Origin of the sequence: Paraburkholderia phymatum, assembly GCF_038900715.1 — a bacterium.
Classification (GTDB): domain Bacteria; phylum Pseudomonadota; class Gammaproteobacteria; order Burkholderiales; family Burkholderiaceae; genus Paraburkholderia; species Paraburkholderia phymatum_A.
In genome coordinates this window covers 21,754-37,265 of record NZ_JAYMRZ010000003.1, presented here as the reverse complement: position 1 = coordinate 37,265, position 15,512 = coordinate 21,754, and the positions used below count along the sequence as shown (strand labels likewise).

At 61.2% G+C, this 15,512-nt stretch carries 15 protein-coding genes; 6 read left to right on the top strand and 9 right to left on the bottom strand.

Features of this window, described 5'->3' with window-relative positions; all coding sequences use genetic code 11:
* Nucleotides 1–73 precede the first annotated feature (73 nt).
* Nucleotides 74–274 (bottom strand): hypothetical protein, encoded by a 201-nt coding sequence (locus tag VSR68_RS06520; protein WP_342939034.1) that lies wholly within the window; start codon nucleotides 272–274, stop codon nucleotides 74–76.
* A 797-nt stretch (nucleotides 275–1,071) separates the two neighbouring features.
* On the opposite strand from VSR68_RS06520, the gene VSR68_RS06515 reads away from it, so the two are divergent.
* A complete protein-coding gene (locus VSR68_RS06515; protein ID WP_342939033.1) occupies nucleotides 1,072–1,989 on the top strand; it encodes a LysR family transcriptional regulator in 918 nt (305 codons plus the stop codon).
* 65 nt (nucleotides 1,990–2,054) lie between these two features.
* Here the strand turns inward: VSR68_RS06515 and VSR68_RS06510 are convergent, their stop codons facing one another.
* Complete coding sequence (locus tag VSR68_RS06510; protein WP_342939032.1) at nucleotides 2,055–2,882, bottom strand: SDR family oxidoreductase; 828 nt, start codon at nucleotides 2,880–2,882, stop codon at nucleotides 2,055–2,057.
* Nucleotides 2,883–3,010: 128 nt separating this feature from the next.
* Here VSR68_RS06510 and VSR68_RS06505 point away from each other — a divergent pair, with 128 nt between their 5' ends.
* On the top strand, nucleotides 3,011–4,048 hold the full coding sequence (locus VSR68_RS06505) for a LacI family DNA-binding transcriptional regulator (RefSeq protein WP_342939031.1): 1,038 nt from the start codon (nucleotides 3,011–3,013) through the stop codon (nucleotides 4,046–4,048).
* Between the two features lie 56 nt (nucleotides 4,049–4,104).
* Here VSR68_RS06505 and VSR68_RS06500 read toward each other — a convergent pair whose 3' ends face one another.
* The 7 genes from VSR68_RS06500 to VSR68_RS06470 all read right to left on the bottom strand — a co-directional run bounded on the left by VSR68_RS06500 (nucleotide 4,105) and on the right by VSR68_RS06470 (nucleotide 9,917).
* Nucleotides 4,105–5,352: an NAD(P)/FAD-dependent oxidoreductase gene (locus VSR68_RS06500; RefSeq protein ID WP_342939030.1), complete on the bottom strand. Its 1,248-nt coding sequence runs from the start codon at nucleotides 5,350–5,352 to the stop codon at nucleotides 4,105–4,107.
* The gene (locus tag VSR68_RS06495; RefSeq protein ID WP_342939029.1) at nucleotides 5,349–5,696 is read right to left on the bottom strand and encodes a non-heme iron oxygenase ferredoxin subunit; all 348 of its coding nucleotides are present in this window, start codon (nucleotides 5,694–5,696) and stop codon (nucleotides 5,349–5,351) included. Before VSR68_RS06495 ends, VSR68_RS06500 begins: the two co-directional genes overlap by 4 nt.
* Nucleotides 5,697–5,728: 32 nt before the next feature.
* Nucleotides 5,729–6,760, bottom strand: coding sequence for a fatty acid desaturase (locus tag VSR68_RS06490; protein WP_342939028.1), 1,032 nt, complete (start codon nucleotides 6,758–6,760; stop codon nucleotides 5,729–5,731).
* Between the two features lie 203 nt (nucleotides 6,761–6,963).
* The gene (locus tag VSR68_RS06485) at nucleotides 6,964–7,098 is read right to left on the bottom strand and encodes a hypothetical protein (protein ID WP_087737313.1); all 135 of its coding nucleotides are present in this window, start codon (nucleotides 7,096–7,098) and stop codon (nucleotides 6,964–6,966) included.
* Between the two features lie 177 nt (nucleotides 7,099–7,275).
* On the bottom strand, nucleotides 7,276–8,412 hold the full coding sequence (locus VSR68_RS06480; protein WP_342939027.1) for a porin: 1,137 nt from the start codon (nucleotides 8,410–8,412) through the stop codon (nucleotides 7,276–7,278).
* 325 nt (nucleotides 8,413–8,737) lie between these two features.
* Complete coding sequence (locus VSR68_RS06475; RefSeq protein WP_342939026.1) at nucleotides 8,738–9,148, bottom strand: DoxX family protein; 411 nt, start codon at nucleotides 9,146–9,148, stop codon at nucleotides 8,738–8,740.
* Between the two features lie 43 nt (nucleotides 9,149–9,191).
* Nucleotides 9,192–9,917 carry a pirin family protein gene (locus VSR68_RS06470; RefSeq protein WP_342939025.1) on the bottom strand — a complete coding sequence of 242 codons (726 nt, stop codon included), beginning with the start codon at nucleotides 9,915–9,917 and terminating at the stop codon, nucleotides 9,192–9,194.
* 157 nt (nucleotides 9,918–10,074) lie between these two features.
* Between VSR68_RS06470 and VSR68_RS06465 the strand changes: the two genes are divergently transcribed.
* The 4 genes from VSR68_RS06465 to VSR68_RS06450 all read left to right on the top strand — a co-directional run bounded on the left by VSR68_RS06465 (nucleotide 10,075) and on the right by VSR68_RS06450 (nucleotide 15,508).
* On the top strand, nucleotides 10,075–10,965 hold the full coding sequence (locus tag VSR68_RS06465) for a LysR family transcriptional regulator (RefSeq protein ID WP_342939024.1): 891 nt from the start codon (nucleotides 10,075–10,077) through the stop codon (nucleotides 10,963–10,965).
* A 201-nt stretch (nucleotides 10,966–11,166) separates the two neighbouring features.
* Nucleotides 11,167–11,364, top strand: a complete 198-nt coding sequence (locus VSR68_RS06460; protein ID WP_342939023.1) for a DUF3311 domain-containing protein — start codon at nucleotides 11,167–11,169, stop codon at nucleotides 11,362–11,364.
* Nucleotides 11,361–12,836, top strand: a complete 1,476-nt coding sequence (gene mctP, locus VSR68_RS06455; RefSeq protein WP_342939022.1) for a monocarboxylate uptake permease MctP — start codon at nucleotides 11,361–11,363, stop codon at nucleotides 12,834–12,836. Before VSR68_RS06460 ends, mctP begins: the two co-directional genes overlap by 4 nt.
* A 227-nt stretch (nucleotides 12,837–13,063) precedes the next feature.
* Complete coding sequence (locus tag VSR68_RS06450) at nucleotides 13,064–15,508, top strand: penicillin-binding protein 1A (protein WP_342939021.1); 2,445 nt, start codon at nucleotides 13,064–13,066, stop codon at nucleotides 15,506–15,508.
* Nucleotides 15,509–15,512 lie beyond the last annotated feature (4 nt).

The window sequence follows — 15,512 nt, the reverse complement described above, 5'->3', positions numbered from 1 at the left end:
CCAACCGGTTGCATGGGATTTGCCGTAACGCGTTTATCCGTACGGCGACGGCGCGTATTCGCGCCGGGTGACGTCATGGCTGCGCAGCGCCAAGCCGCGCGAGCAGCGCATGCCCGCGGTCTGTGACGCACGGAACGATGCAGGGCGCGTCGGGCAGGCCGATGTTGATCAGCTCGCGATCGGCCAGCGCGATCAGGTCGGCCCGATCGAAGTCCGACTGGTGTTTCGCGTCCTTGATAAGCATGAGCGTCGCAAATTCGTGTGGGCTCAGCACGTGTGTCTCCTGAAAGGCGCATCGCGCCCGCTCGCATGCATAAGTGACCTGAGAGCGCATTTGCGAGCGGTAAATATTGATTCGAAGTTTTCCGTCTGAAGATGCGGCACATCGACGGGGAACTCATACTAATGCGGCAATTGTCAAATTTCAATCGGAATTAGCAGTATATTTGCGCAGGTTTTGTCGTGGGAATGCGCGGCAATTATTGCCTGCGCAAAACGCGATTAACAGGAAAATGTACCGGCATCGTTTCGGCTGACTGGCAATCGTTTGCCTGTGCCTTGCGGCGGGCGCGGGCGTTCTGCGTGCCTCACAGGCATTATGTGAAGCATGACATCAGATAGTCACACTTTTAGGCTCGTCGGTACGCGATTTCAGATAACTGTGTTTGCGGGCATTAAGGCGAATCATTTTTGGGTATTTACTTAAAACCGGCAGCGCTCGATCTGGATCATAGATAAAGCGCCGCTTTAACAGTAAATATCCATACTATCCTCGGAAAGGAAATAATATTAGTCATAACCGGACTAATGCCCTGTGCGCGAAGGCAATAAATCGGCAGCGTTTATAAGGCCGTTTAAAAACGGCTGCGAGCGATCCGCTGTCCGCGGATAAAGCCATGCTGTTCGCGCCCCTTCTCGCGCATGGCGATTTTCTCCATGTTATTTTTGCGTCAGCCAGGCTGCGCGCAATAGGCAGTCGGGCAGCCGGACCGACGGCACGTCGAACCCTCCGACATGGCAGAACCGCCACGCCGGATGTTTTCGCCGCCAAACAATGACAGGGCACAGGAAATGGACCGCTTCGAGGCAATGGAGATCTTCACGCGTGTGGTAGATGCGAACAGCTTTTCAAAGGTATCAGAAATGCTCGACTTGCCGCGCGCAAAGGTGAGCAGGACGATTCAGGCGCTGGAAGAGCACGTCGGCGTGCGTCTGTTGAATCGTTCGACGCGTCAGGTCAGCGTCACGGAAGACGGCGCGCTGTTTTACGAGCGATGCGTGCGCATTCTCGCCGAAGTGGCGGACGCCGAATCGTCGTTGTCGAACAAGCGGGAGAGTCCGACAGGCACGGTACGCGTCGATACGTCGGGCACACTTGCGCGGGCGCTGCTGCTGCCTTCGCTCGAAGACTTCTATCAACGCTATCCGCAAATCGACGTGCGCCTGGGTCTCGCGGATCGCAATATCGATCTGATTCAGGACGGCGTGGATTGCGTGATTCGCATGGGCATGCTCGAAGAGTCGAGCCTCGTCGCAAAGCGCATCGGCAATGCGCGCATTGTCACGTGCGCGTCGCCGGCGTATCTGGAACGGCACGGCACGCCTAAAACGCTCGAAGAACTCAGCCAGCATCAGGCGGTGAATTACGTGTCGGCGCGCTCGGGAAGAACTTTTCCATTCGAGTACAGCGTCGGCGGAGAAGTGGTGAGAGTGCAGATGAAGAGCGTGCTGGCCGTCAATGACGGCTCGGTCTATATCAATGCGGGCGCATTGGGGCACGGCATCATCCAGCCGTCGCGCTTCATGGTGGCCGAACTCATCAAACAGGGCGCGCTGCGGGAAATCCTGAGCGAATACAACATTCCGTCGACGCCGCTTTCGGTTGTGTATCCGCATCGCCGCAATCTCAGTTCGCGGCTGCGCGCGTTCGTCGATTGGGTATCGGAAATCGCGCAGAAGAACCCCGACCTGCGCATTACGCAAGAGTGACGCTCTCGCGCTTGCCTGCTGCGAAATGCAACTTTAAGGCTACGCAGCAGGCAACGCTACTCAACTCAGATGTACTTCAAGGGCTCGGCCGGATGCGGCGCATTTTCATATGCGCCCCACACCGTCTGATCGAAGTTGACGATTGAGCCCGTCATCAAGCCCGATTCATCGCTCGCGAGAAACGCGACGGCGCGCGCGGCTTCGGCTGGATCGATCAGTCTGCCGAACGGCTGCATGGCGGCCGCCTGGTGCAGCCAGTCGTCGGTTGCGCCATGAAACTCGCGTTGAATGCGGTCTTCGCCCGCTGAAGCCATCCAGCCCAGGTTCAGCCCGTTCACGCGAATACGGTTGCGCAATAGCGCATATGCGGCGTTCTGCGTGAGCGTCGCGAGCGCGCCTTTGGATGCGCAATACGCGGAAATGAACGGCTGCCCAGCCTTCGCGGACATCGAGCCGATATTCACGATCGTCCCTTCGATACGCTCGCGCAACATGACGCGAATCGTCTCCTGCATCAGAAAGAACGGTGCGCGCACATTGGTTGCGAAGATGCGGTCGAAGAGCGTGGGATCGGTATCGAGGATCGTGCCGCGATCGGTCAGTGCCGCCGCATTCACGAGCACGTCGATACGCCCGAATTGTTGATCGGCAGTGGCGACGACGTTGCGGCACTCATCGACATTCGCGAGATCCGCCTGCACGAACACGATCTTTGCGCCACGCGTTTCGCCGAGCTGGCTCAGTTCGCGCGCTTTCGCTTCGCCTTTCTCTTTCGCGCGGCCGCAGATGACGACGCCGCGCGCGCCGCGCTCGACGAACAGCGCGGCAATGGCGGCGCCTAGCCCTTGCGATCCGCCCGTGACGATGGCGATCTTCGAATCGAATTGGCCCATGCGTTGTCTCCTGTCATTCGTTCAATGGTGAGAGCAAGGTACTGCGATGAATAGCGGCATCACGCGGCTTGCTGCGCGCGCGGCGTCGATGCGATCATTGCGCTATTCCGATCACAACGAATCCGATCATGACCGAGTCCCGCCGCCGCAAGACGAGCATGAGTGACATCGCGCGCGCGGCGGGTGTCAGCGAGGCGACTGTCGATCGCGTATTGAACGGGCGCGGCGGCGTATCGCGCGACAAGGAAACCCGCGTGCTCGAATGGGCGCGCAAGCTGAAAATCGATCGTGCGCTGGAGTCCGTGTCGGTGCGCTGGCTGCGCATCGCGATCCTGTTGCAGCAGCCCGTCGCGCAGTACTACGTGCATTTGAAGCAGGGTTTCGAGCTCGCGCAAAAGACGTTCGAAACGCAGCGTGTGATTTGCGCGGTCACGTACTTCGACAGCCTCGAACCGCATGCCGTCGTCGAAGCGATCGAGCGGGCGACGCGCAAGGCCGATGCGCTCGTGATCGTCGCATACGAGCATCCGGATATCACGGCGGCGCTGCGCCACGTGAGCCACAAAATGCCTGTCGTCACGCTTGCAAGCGATCTGCCGGGCACAGGCCGGCTCGCGTATGTGGGCATCGACAACCGCTGCGCGGGACGCGTCGCCGGCGAGCTGATGGGCCGCTTTCTCGGCGATGCGGGCGGCAAGGTGCTCGTGATGACGGGCATGCATGATTTTCTCGGCCATGAAGAGCGCGAAAGCGGCTTTCGTTCCGTGCTGCGGCGACGCTTTCCGGCTTGCGACATCGTCGAGACAGTCGAGAGCCGCGAACAGTCGTCGATCACCGAAAGCCTGACGCGCGATGCGTTTCGCCGCTATCCGGATCTGCGCGGCATCTACAACATCTCGGTCGGCGACGAAGGCATCGGCAACGCGCTGCGCGCAACGGACCGTGTTCACAAGACCGTGCTGATCGGACACGAACTCAACGACACTTCGCGACGTCTTCTGATCGAAGGCGTGCTCGATGCCGTGCTCGATCAAAACCCGATCGGAGAAGCGCTGCATTCGATCGAGATCATCTTGCGTCACTATCATCGCGATCCGGGCGTGACGTTGGCGCAGCAGATTCCCGTGTCGGTACTGTTGCGCGAGAATCTGCCGCTTACCGATTGATCTCGGGCGCCAATGCTTAATCCCACGTCACGTCATTCGACAGATCGCATATCAAGTCATGCCGCCTCCACGGCGACGAGACCTTTCAACTTGACGGCGGGATCTTCGAGCTTTGCGGGCTCGATGCATGCACGTTGCGCGATCAGCGCTTGCGCGACGCGCACATCGCGCGCGATCTCGGCGAGCTTGCCGACGCCGCTCGCGCCGACCAGCACGCCGTCGCGATCGAGCGCGAAGAAAATGCGCGACGTCGCGCCCGTTTCGCGCACGACGGTTTGCACGCCGAATGCGGGCATGCCCGCAATCTGAATCGTCATGTCATATTGATTCGACCAGAACCACGGCACTTCCGAATACGTTTCGCCACGCTCCAGCATGTTGCGCGCGACGATGCGCGCGTGGTCCTCCGCGTTCTTCCAGCATTCGAGCCGCATGCGCCGCCTGAACAGACGATGCGGAAACGAACACACGTCGCCTGCTGCGAAGATATGCGGGTCGTTCGTGCGCAACGTATCGTCGACGGCGATGCCGTCCGCGACGTCGATGCCCGCGGCTTCGGCCAGTTCAGTGCGCGGCTTCACGCCGATGCCGACGACCACGCAATCGCACGCGATCTGTGTGCCGTCCTTGAGCTTGACGCCCGTCACGCGTGTCGTGCCGAGCAGCCGTTCGATCTGCGCGGCGAAGTGGATCTTCACGCCCATCTCGCGATGCCTGTCGATCAGATAGCCCGCGACGACTTCGGGCACCGCGCGCATCAACGCACGCGCGCCCGCTTCGATGACGACCACTTCGCAGCCGCGCGCCACGGCCGACGCCGCGACTTCGAGACCGATGAAGCCCGCGCCGACAATCGCGATGCGACGCGAAGGCCGCAATGCCTCGGCGAGCGCGTTCGCATCGTCTGCCGTGCGCAGCAGATACACGCCTTCGAGATTCGCGCCCGGCACGTCGAGACGCCTCGGCTCGGCACCCGTCGCGATCAGCAGACGCTGATAGTCGATGCTGCGTCCATCCTTCAGGATGACCTTGCGCGCGCCGCGATCGATCTGCTGCACGCATGCATCGACACGCAGATCGATGCGCCGGTCGCGATAGAACGCTTCGTCATAGAACGCGCACTGCGCCGTGCTTCGCTCGCCGAGCAGCACGGCCTTCGACAGCGGCGGCCGGTCGTAAGGGGCCGTGCATTCGTTGCCGAGCAGCGTGATCTCGCCGTCCCAGCCGTTTTCGCGCAGCGCATGCGCGGTGCGCGCGCCGCATTGGCCGGCGCCGATGATCACCATCGCGGGACTTGTGCTCATGACGCCTCCTGCACGGGAAGGCCAAGCAGTACTTCGCCGTTTTCGACGCGCACGGGGTACGTTTTCAGATGCACGCATACGGGCGCGCTCATTGCCTTGCCGCTGGGAATGTCGAAGCGTCCCTGGTGCAACGGACACTCGATTTCGCCGTTCACGACGAAGCCATCGGCGAGATGCGCCTGCTCATGCGTGCACCAGCCGTCGGACGCATAGTAGCGATCCGCGATCCGATAGACCGCGTAGCTCGCGCCATCGTGATCGAAGCGCATGACGTCTTCTTCGTCGATATCGTCGGGCGCGCACGCCGCAATCCAGTGGATCTTTGCATTCGTTTCGACACTCATGGTGCTCTTCTCTCCTTTAGTGTTCTTCTACGTCAAGCAGCGGGAAGGCTTCGTTCGATCACATGCGTGGGGTCCGTGCGCTGCTTCCACAACGCGGGCACCATTTCGCGGTACACGGCATACACGCTCGGATACGCGGGCGGCAACTGGTCCTTGATTTCTTCGTGAAGACGCGGCAGTGCATGAAACGGCACCATCGGCAGCAGATGATGCTCGAGGTGATAGTTCATGTTCAGATAAAGAAAGCGGAACACGAAGTTCGTATGCACGGTGCGCGTATTCAGCCGATGATCTTTTACGTTGACGGCAAGCCCCGCATGCTGCGTGAGGCCGAGCAACTGATGCAGCCAGCCGCCATAAAAGCGTGGCGTCCATACGAACATCAGCGGGAGAAAGCTGCGCATGGCAATCGCCAGTGCAATCGTGCCGATCACGATGGCCAGATAGATTCGGCACGACCAGATCATCTTGGGTTTTTCGCTTGCGGGCAGAAAGGCGTCGGTGGCGGCATCGACGCGGCCGAATGCGTGGCGCACGATCTTCCTGATTTCGAGCGAGCTGCCGACCAGTCCGACGAAATCGAGGATGATGGGCAGTACTTTCGTCGGGCGCGTGACCTGAATTTCCGGGTCGCGCGTCTGAAAGTACGTATGCGTGTGGTGGCGCGCATGGCTCCAGCGCCACCAGTAGCCTTCGCGGATCGTCATGAACGACGACAGGTGATAGAGCGCGTCGTTTATCCCGCGTGTCTTGAATGGCGTGCCGTGCGACAGCTCATGCCAGCGCGCGTCGCTCGACGAATAGATCGTGCCGTAGACGAAGAACGCAGGCACGGCCCACCACGTGCCCCACGCGAAGGCCGCCACGGCGCCGGACGCGACGAGCAGCACGAGCCACGGAATGAAATTGCGCAGGCCCGCGGCATCGTCGCGCTTCATCAGTTCCTTGAGTACCGCGCGCGAAATACGCGGCTGATACCACTGCTGAGCGATGCGCGCGTCGAACGACGGGTCGTCCGCCTCGGGCGCCGTTGCGCGGCCATCGACGGCTGAAGTCGAGGACATGAGTTGTCTCCTTACTCGGGTCCCATGCAAGTTTGTTGTTGCATGCTTTGCGTTTGCGGGTTTTCCTTCAGCGGGACGCTTCAGGACTTATTCCGTTTGCACAAAGATAGTAGAAGGAGAGCTTGGCCTCACGCGCAAAAATGATGGATTTCCATCATGTCACGAAGAAAATGGATGGCGCGGTTAAGCGGGGCTTGGGACGGTCAGGGGCGCAGCAGATCGAAGCCGCCGAACACGATCACACCGCTCAACACGATCAGTGAAACCGAGTGCTGGCCGAAATAGAGAACTGCTGCGGCGGACCACGTCGTCAGGCAAAAGGCGGCAATGCGTTTCATGCGGGTACGGCTCGAATAGAGCAACTGCGAATCAAGGGTTTTCCCTATATATCATAGTTCTTTCCGGCAGGTTTTTTGTGCGGCCGAAATGAAAAGCGGGCGACATGGCCTTTGAAAAGTCATGTCGCCCGCGTTCAGGCATGCACGCGCGTTACCGAATGCGCGTGCCGGCCGTCATCAGAAGATATTGCGGATGCCGACCGAAACGCCCGTCTGGTTCGACGTGCCGGGCAGTTCCACCGTCGCTGCGCCCGTGACCTTGTTGAAGTCGACGGTGCCATACACTTCCGTGCGCCTGGACAGCGCGTATTCCGCCACGGCCACGCCCGTGTAGCGGTTGCCGCTGCCGAGCGCGCCGCCGCCGATTGCCGCGTTCTTCATGTGGTCGTAGTAGAACGCGCCCGTCAGCAGAAGCGCGGGCGTCGCTTGCCACGTCACGCCTGCGAACGGACCGTCGTCCTTGCGGCCCGAGCCCTTCAGGATGTCGACGCCGAGCGTCAGATCGCGCTGCGAGAGCGTGCTGTCGACGAAGCCCGTGTCGTCCTTCGAATGCAGATAGCCGATATAGATCTTCGCGGTGCTGAACGCGTAGACGGCGTTCGCGTTGAAGATCGTCTGCTTGTGATTCGAGTTGTCGCTGTTCTGCTGCACGCCCGCAGCGACGCTCAGAGGACCGAACGCATACGACGCGGTGAAGCCGTACATGTTGCCCGCGCCGAGATGGCCCGGAATCTGGCCGGAAAAGCCATTTGCGCCCGTCGACGTCGAGTCCGTGCCGAACGAGTACATCGCCTTGACGTTCAGGCCGCCGAACGTGCCGTTGTACTTCACGGCGTTGTCGGCGTAGAGTCCTGCGCCCAATGCAACGGGCAGCCACGCATTTTCGAAGTAGTTGCCGACGGTGAGCGGATCGTACGTATCGCCGAGCAGATCGAACAGCGGCGTCTTTTGACGGCCCAGCGTCAGCGTGCCATAGTTGCTCGACAGGCCGACATAGGCGGCGCGGTTGAAGAGGCGCTTGCTATCCGATTGCGCGCCGCTTTGCAGATCGATGCCGCTTTCCAGCTGGAAGATCGCCTTCAGGCCATTGCCCAGATCTTCGGACCCCTTCACGCCGAACCGGCTGTTCGTAATCGCGCCGTTGGTCATGAAGAGGCGCCCGTCGTTGTTCGCGTTGGAGTGCGTCAGATAGCGAATGCCGACGTCCGCGACGCCGTAGAGCGTGACCGAGCTTTGCGCGAATGCGGACTGGCAGGCGAGGGCGATCGCCGATGCGCCCAATGTCGCAGCGACCCGTTTGAGTTGTTTGTTCATGGTTGTCTTTTCATCTGTTGAGAACCCTGCGTGAGCTTTTTGTTTTACGCGCGACGAGTGCGCCGGTGTGCATTTGCGTCGCCGATGCGTGAGTTGCACATCGCGCATTGCAAGCCGACAGGCTGATTGCGAGCGTCTCCTGGCCCGTGCGCGCCTCGCTCGATGCAGGCAGGCGGACTTTTATCACATCGATTTCGGCGGCGCCGCGAACATGACAATAGTGTTGCGCCGATGCCTCAATTGCCGCGAATTGCGCCTGTTTGGGATTTCAACAACGAAAAAGGGCGGCCAGTGGCCGCCCTGCTCGACAACTCTCTAACTCTGCTTAGACGCGATCGATCGAGTACTTGCCCGGGCCCGTCACGAACAACAGAAGCAGCCCGCCGATGATGCTGATGTTCTTGTAGAAGTTGATCATATTGACGAAATGCTCCATGCCCGTTTGCGTCCAGAAGTGGTGGCCGATAAACGCGGTGGCGAGCGTATAGACGGCAAGCAGCAGCGCGAGCGGGCGCGTCTTGAAGCCGATGGCGATCACGATGCCGACCGCCAGTTCCATCACGATCGCAATGATCGAGGACACGGCGGGCGCGGGCGCGCCCGTTGCCGCCATGTACTGCTCGGTGCCGGAGAAGCCGGTGAGCTTGCTCCAGCCAAACAGCACGAAAAGCACGACCAGAAGCACACGTCCGACGAGCAACAGTGCATCCTTGCGTTGTTCGATAAATGCGTTCATTTCAAAGCCTCTTTCAATATAGTTGAGTTGTCGGCGCTGTCGCTTACGACCACAGTTCCGATACTTCGTTATTGCGCAGGTCGAATACGAGTACTTCCGCGTCCTGCCCATCCGTCAATTCGAGTCGGCGTTCGTTGCGAATGCGCGCACCGTCGCCTTCTTTCATCTCGACGCCGTTCATCTTCACGCTGCCGCGCGCGACATGGACATACGCGTAGCGATCGGTGGCGATATCGACGCCTGCCGTTTCGTTGCCGTCGAGAAGACCGGCATACACACGCGCGTCCTGGCGCAATTCGAGCGACCCGTTCTCGCCATCGGGCGACAGCACGAGGCGCAGCGTGCCGCGCTTGTCCTGCGCAGCAAAGTTCTTTTGCTGATAACGCGGCGTCGCGCCCTTCACCGACGGCGCAATCCAGATCTGCAGGAAGTGCACCGGCTCGCTTGCCGAATGGTTGTACTCGCTATGCGCGACACCCGTACCCGCGCTCATCAGCTGCACGTCGCCGGGGACGATCACCGAGCCCGTGCCCATCGAGTCCTTGTGCTCGAGCGCGCCTTCCAGCACGTACGAGAAGATCTCCATGTCGCGATGCGGGTGCTTGCCGAAGCCACGGGCCGGGGCCACGCGGTCGTCGTTGATCACGAGCAGGTCGGAGAAGCCGATCTGCTTCGGGTCGTAGTAGTTCGCGAACGAGAAGGTATGGCGCGAGCTGAGCCAGCCGTGTTCGGCGCGCCCGCGTTCATTCGCGTGTCTGATGTCGATCATTTCCCATCTCCGCTTTTCGATTTGCCTTTGCTTCTCATGACAGCGACGGTGTCGTTGCCAGAAGCAGTGAAAGAAGTGTAGGTCAATCCAGGTGACTGTAATCGGCGTAAAATGGGAATCACTGTCGCGTTTTTGTGGACAAAAGAGGCGTAGCCCGATGCAGCTAGACGATTTGAGAATCTTTGTCGCCACCGTCGACGCACGCAATTTCACGGCCGCCGCGAACCGCCTGCAACTGTCGAAGCAGTTCGTCAGCCGGCGCGTGATGGCGCTCGAAGCGAGCCTCGGCGTGCGCCTGCTCGTGCGCAACACGCGCAAGCTCGCCGTGACGGACCTGGGCTACGAGTTCTATCAGCGCGCGACGCGCATCCTCGGGGACGTGGAAGACGCCGAGCAGGCGATGTCGTCGGGGCGCTCGGACCCGCGCGGGCTGCTGCGGGTCAGCGCGCCGATGTCGTTCGGCATGATTCATCTGTCGCCGCTCGTCGCCGCATTCTTGCGCGCGAACCCCGATGTGCGCATCGACATGGATCTGAGCGACCGCGTCGTCGATGTGGTGGGCGAGGGCTTCGACATGGCGCTGCGCATCGGCACGCTGGCGGACTCGACGCTGATCGCGCAGAAGCTCGCGGAAATGCGCATGGTGTCGTGTTGCAGTCCCGCTTATCGCAAGGCGCGCCGGCCGCCCGCGACGCCTGACGATCTCGCGCGCCATGCGTGCCTGCTATATGGACAGGAAGGGCGCACCGGCTGGGAGTACATCGTCGATGGCGCGAGCAAGACGATCGAAGTGCACGGTCCGCTGCGCGTGAACAATGGCGAAGTGATTCGCGACGCTGCGATCGCAGGGCTCGGCATTGCGCGCCTGCCGGAGTTCATCGTGGCCGATGCGCTGACAAGCGGCAAGCTCGTCGAAGTACTCGACACGTTCGTCTCGCCGCCGTTGACGCTTTATGCCGTGTACCCGCAACACAGGCAGGCTTCCGTGACGATCCGCGCGTTCACGCAGTTCCTGCGCGACCGTTTTGCGAAGGCATTGCGCAATTAACCTGCAATCCATTTGCACGCAGAGGGGCCGGTCGATCTGTCGAGAGACCCTAAGGACCGGTTGCCCTGCCAGCACTTTTGAAAGTTTTCGCAGATAATGCGCGTACCTTTGCGGGTGCCCGCCGAAATATGCACGTGCGCGCATATTCACGCAGCGCCACAGCAAGGCTGAATCAATCAGATAGACCAAAGAGGGACAATCGTGGAACCTAACGAACCGGCCGGCCGCTCGTGGCTATGGCTCATCTTGCTGATCCCCTATATCGCGTTGTTGTGGCTGCCGTTTTATAACGACACGCGCCCTTCGTTCGCGGGCTTTCCTTTCTTCTACTGGTATCAGTTATTGTGGGTCCCGCTCACGTCGGTGCTGATCTACATCGTTTACCGGGGTATTAAATGAGCGAACTCAACCCCGTGAACCCGGTCGCGATGACCGTATTCATCGCATTCTTTCTTCTCGTCACGGTACTCGGCTTCATTGCCGCGCGATGGAAAGCAGGCGATCTCACCCAATTGCACGAGTGGGGCCTCGGTGGACGCCAGTTCGGCACGATCATTTCGTGGTTCCTCGTCGGCGGCGATTTCTATACGGCCTATACGGTGATCGCCGTTCCCGCGCTGGTCTATTCGGTCGGCGCGTATGGCTTCTTCGCGCTGCCTTATACGATCATCGTCTATCCGTTCGTGTTTGCGGTCATGCCGAAACTGTGGAAGATCGCGCACGCGAAGAACCACATCACGGCTGCCGACTATGTGCACGGCGAGTACGGCGGCAAATGGTTTCCCGCTGCCGTCGCGCTGACGGGCATCGTCGCGACGATGCCGTATATCGCGCTGCAACTGGTCGGCATGCAGGTCGTCATCAAGGGGCTTGGCGTAACGGGCGAGGCGCCCCTCGTCATCGCGTTCGTGATCCTCGCGCTCTATACGTATACGAGCGGCCTGCGCGCACCGGCGATGATCGCGTTCGTCAAGGACATCATGATCTATATCGTCGTTATCGCGGCGGTGTGGCTGATTCCGTTGAAGCTCGGCGGCTATGGTCATGTGTTCGATGCGGCGGACCAGTACTTCCAGGCGAAGGGCGGCGCGACGGGCATCATCCTCAAGCCTTCGCAATTCACTGCGTTTGCATCGCTGGCGCTCGGTTCGGCGCTCGCGGCCTTCATGTATCCGCATACGATGACGGCCGTGCTGTCGTCCTCTTCGATGCAGACAGTGCGCAAGAACGCGATCTTCCTGCCTGCTTACACGCTGCTGCTCGGCCTGATCGCGCTGCTGGGCTATATGGCGATTGCGGCCGGCGTGCATGTGAAGTCGGCATCCGACGTCGTGCCGATGCTCTTCGGCACGCTGTTCCCGTCGTGGTTCATCGGCTTCGCGGCGGCGGCGATTGCAATCAGCGCGCTGGTGCCCGCCGCGATCATGTCGATCGGCGCGGCCAACCTGTTCACGCGCAACCTGTGGCGTCCCATCGTGTCGCCGGACATGGCGCCGGCTGCGGAAGCGTCCACCGCGAAGATCGTGTCGCTCGTCGTGAAGTTCGGCGCGCTGCTCTTCATCGTGTTCCTGCCGACGCAATACGCGATCGACCTGCAACTGCTCGGCGGCGTGTGGATTCTGCAGATCTTCCCGGCCATCGTGTTCACGCTGTACACGCGCCGCCTGAATACGCCGGGGCTGTTCCTCGGCTGGCTGGTCGGCATTGTCGTCGGCACGGGGCTCGCGATTTCGCAAGGTCTCAAGCCTGTGTTCGCGCTGCATATCGGCGGTTCGACGTGGCCGATCTATATCGGTCTGATCGCGCTCGTCGTGAATATCGTCGTGACGTTCGTCGTCTCGATGATCACGCCAAAGCGCGCGCACGCCTGATAACGCTTTAGCACGACGCTTCGGCCGAACCCGTCTTCGCAAGCAGGTTCGGCCGTTGTCTTTTCCGGCATTGCATCGCCGCGATTCTTGCAAAACGCCTGTCCTTTCCCGCTCTTTTGGTAGGATGCACGCTTTTCTGCCGATGGTGCGTTAGCGTGGGACGATCGATACTGTCGTTTCTCCGGGTAATCTTCTTCAGGGCGTGGGCCTGGCTAAAGCCGTACGCAATGAGCGCGGTGCAACGTTTGCGTCACCCGACATGGCGTGGCGTGGCGTTGTCGATTGCGGCCATTCCGGCGCTCGCGCTGCTTTACGTGCTGATCCTGATTCCGTTCACGCCGGGTATCGGGGACATTCGCAAGGCGAAGATCGAGCAGCCCGCGCAAATCTATTCGGCTGACGGCAAGCTGCTCGCCGAATTCAAGCCAACCAACCGCGTGTGGGTGAAGCTCGCCGATATTTCTCCGCACGTTATCGACGCATTGATCTCGACGGAAGATCACCGCTTCTACGAGCATCACGGCATCGACTTTCGCCGCACGGCAGGCGCCGCGCTGCACACGTTTTCGGGCGACCGCCAGGGCGGATCGACGATCACGCAGCAGCTTGCGCGCAATCTCTATCCCGACGACATCGGCCGCGCGCCGACGCTCACGCGCAAGATCAAGGAAGCGATCACGGCATTCAAGATCGAAGCCGTCTATACGAAGAGCGAGATTCTCGAAACGTATCTGAACACGGTGCCGTTTCTCTATAACGCTTACGGCATCGAAATGGCGGCGCGCACCTATTTCGACAAGTCCGCGCACGATCTCACCGTGCTCGAAAGCGCGACGCTGATCGGCATGCTGAAGGGCAACAGCTATTACAACCCGGTGATCAATCCCGAGCGCGCGCTGGACAGGCGCAATATTGTGCTCGGACAGATGGTGAAATACAGCCGTCTTTCGGTGGTGCAATTCAATTCGCTCAAGGGCCGGCCGCTGCGTGTCGATTTCGAACGGCAGACGGAGCCGCCCGGTCCCGCGCCGCATTTCGCGCAACAGTTGAAAAAATGGCTGATTGCATGGGCCGATGCGAACGACTACAACATCTATTCGGATGGCCTCGTCGTGCGCACGACAATCGACGCGCGTCTTCAGACGATGGCCACGCAAGCGCTGACGTGGCAGGGCAATCAGTTGCAATCGATTGCAAATGCGGCGTGGAATGCACGCGGCGGATGCGCCGGCCATAAGGATCTATTCGACGCGTTCATTCGCGAGACACCCGAATATCGCCGCGCCAAAGACGCGGGCACGAGCGATGAGGATGCGCTCAAGCATCTGTCGGCGGATCGCGCGTTCATGAAGTCGCTGTGCGAAAGCAAGACACGCGTGCAGGCGGCATTCATCGCAATGGACCCGCGTGACGGGCAGATCAAGGCGTGGGTGGGCAGCCGCGACTTCACGCAGGATCAGTACGATCACGTTTCGCAGGCGCGGCGTCAGCCGGGCTCGACGTTCAAGCCCTTCGTGTATGGCGCGGCATTCGAGCAGGGCGCGAAACCCGACGATACGTTCCCCGATCAGGCCGTTGAAATTCCGCTCGCGGGCGGCGAGGTCTGGCGGCCGAGCGACGAAGACGCGCCGAGCGGCCGTCCGATCACGTTGCGCGACGGTCTCGCGTATTCGCGCAATCGCATCACTGCGCAACTGATGGAGACGGTCGGTCCTGCAAAGGTCGCGCGGCTCGCGCGCGCGATGGGCGTGCGCGAGAGCCCGCTCGAAGCGGTGCCGTCGCTGGCGCTCGGCACGAGCCCCGTGACGCTGAAGGAGATGGTGTCGTCGTACAGCACGATCGCGAATCAAGGCGCGTGGCTCGCGCCGATGACCGTCACGCGTATCGAAGACCGCAAAGGTGAAGTGCTCGCCGAATTTCAGCCGTCGCGCGCCGATCAGGTGATGCCCGTCGCGAGCGCGCTGACCTTGATCGATACGATGCGCTCGGTCGTCAACAAGGGAACGGGCTCGGCGATTCGCACGCGCTTCGGCATTCGCGCCGACGTCGCGGGCAAGACGGGCACGACGCAGGACAACGCGGACGGCTGGTTCATCCTGATGCATCCGCAGCTCGTTGCGGGCGCATGGGTCGGCTTCAACGATAGCCGCGTGACGTTGCGCAGCGATTACTGGGGGCAGGGCGCGCATAGCGCGTTGCCGATCGTCGGCGACTTTTTCCAGCGGGCGCTGCGCTCGCGTCTCGTCGATTCGCACGTGAAGTTCGAACAAGAGCCGCCGCCCGGCATGTTCGAGACGTTCCGCGAGAAGCTGCGCGCATGGATGCAGCACTTGTTCCCGTCGACGGGCAAGAGCGAAACGCCTGCGCCCGCTCCGCGCGCGAAGCCGCGTCCGGCGCCGACCGCGCCCGCGGCGCCTGTCGTCGAGAACGCGCAGCCCGCTTCCGACGCGTCCGCGCCGACGGATGTCGAGCCGCCGCAGATCATCTCGCCTGCCGCATCGCAGCCGCCGATTCTTCCGACGCCTGGCCAGGCGGGCGCGACGGCATCGGCGAGCGCGCCTGCTGCGGGCACGAGCGAATCACAGCCACCCGTGCTCGCGCCGACGCCCGCTCTGCCGTCCGACAGTGCGCCCGCTTCACAGCCCGCTTCACAGCCCGCTTCACAGCCCTAAGCTG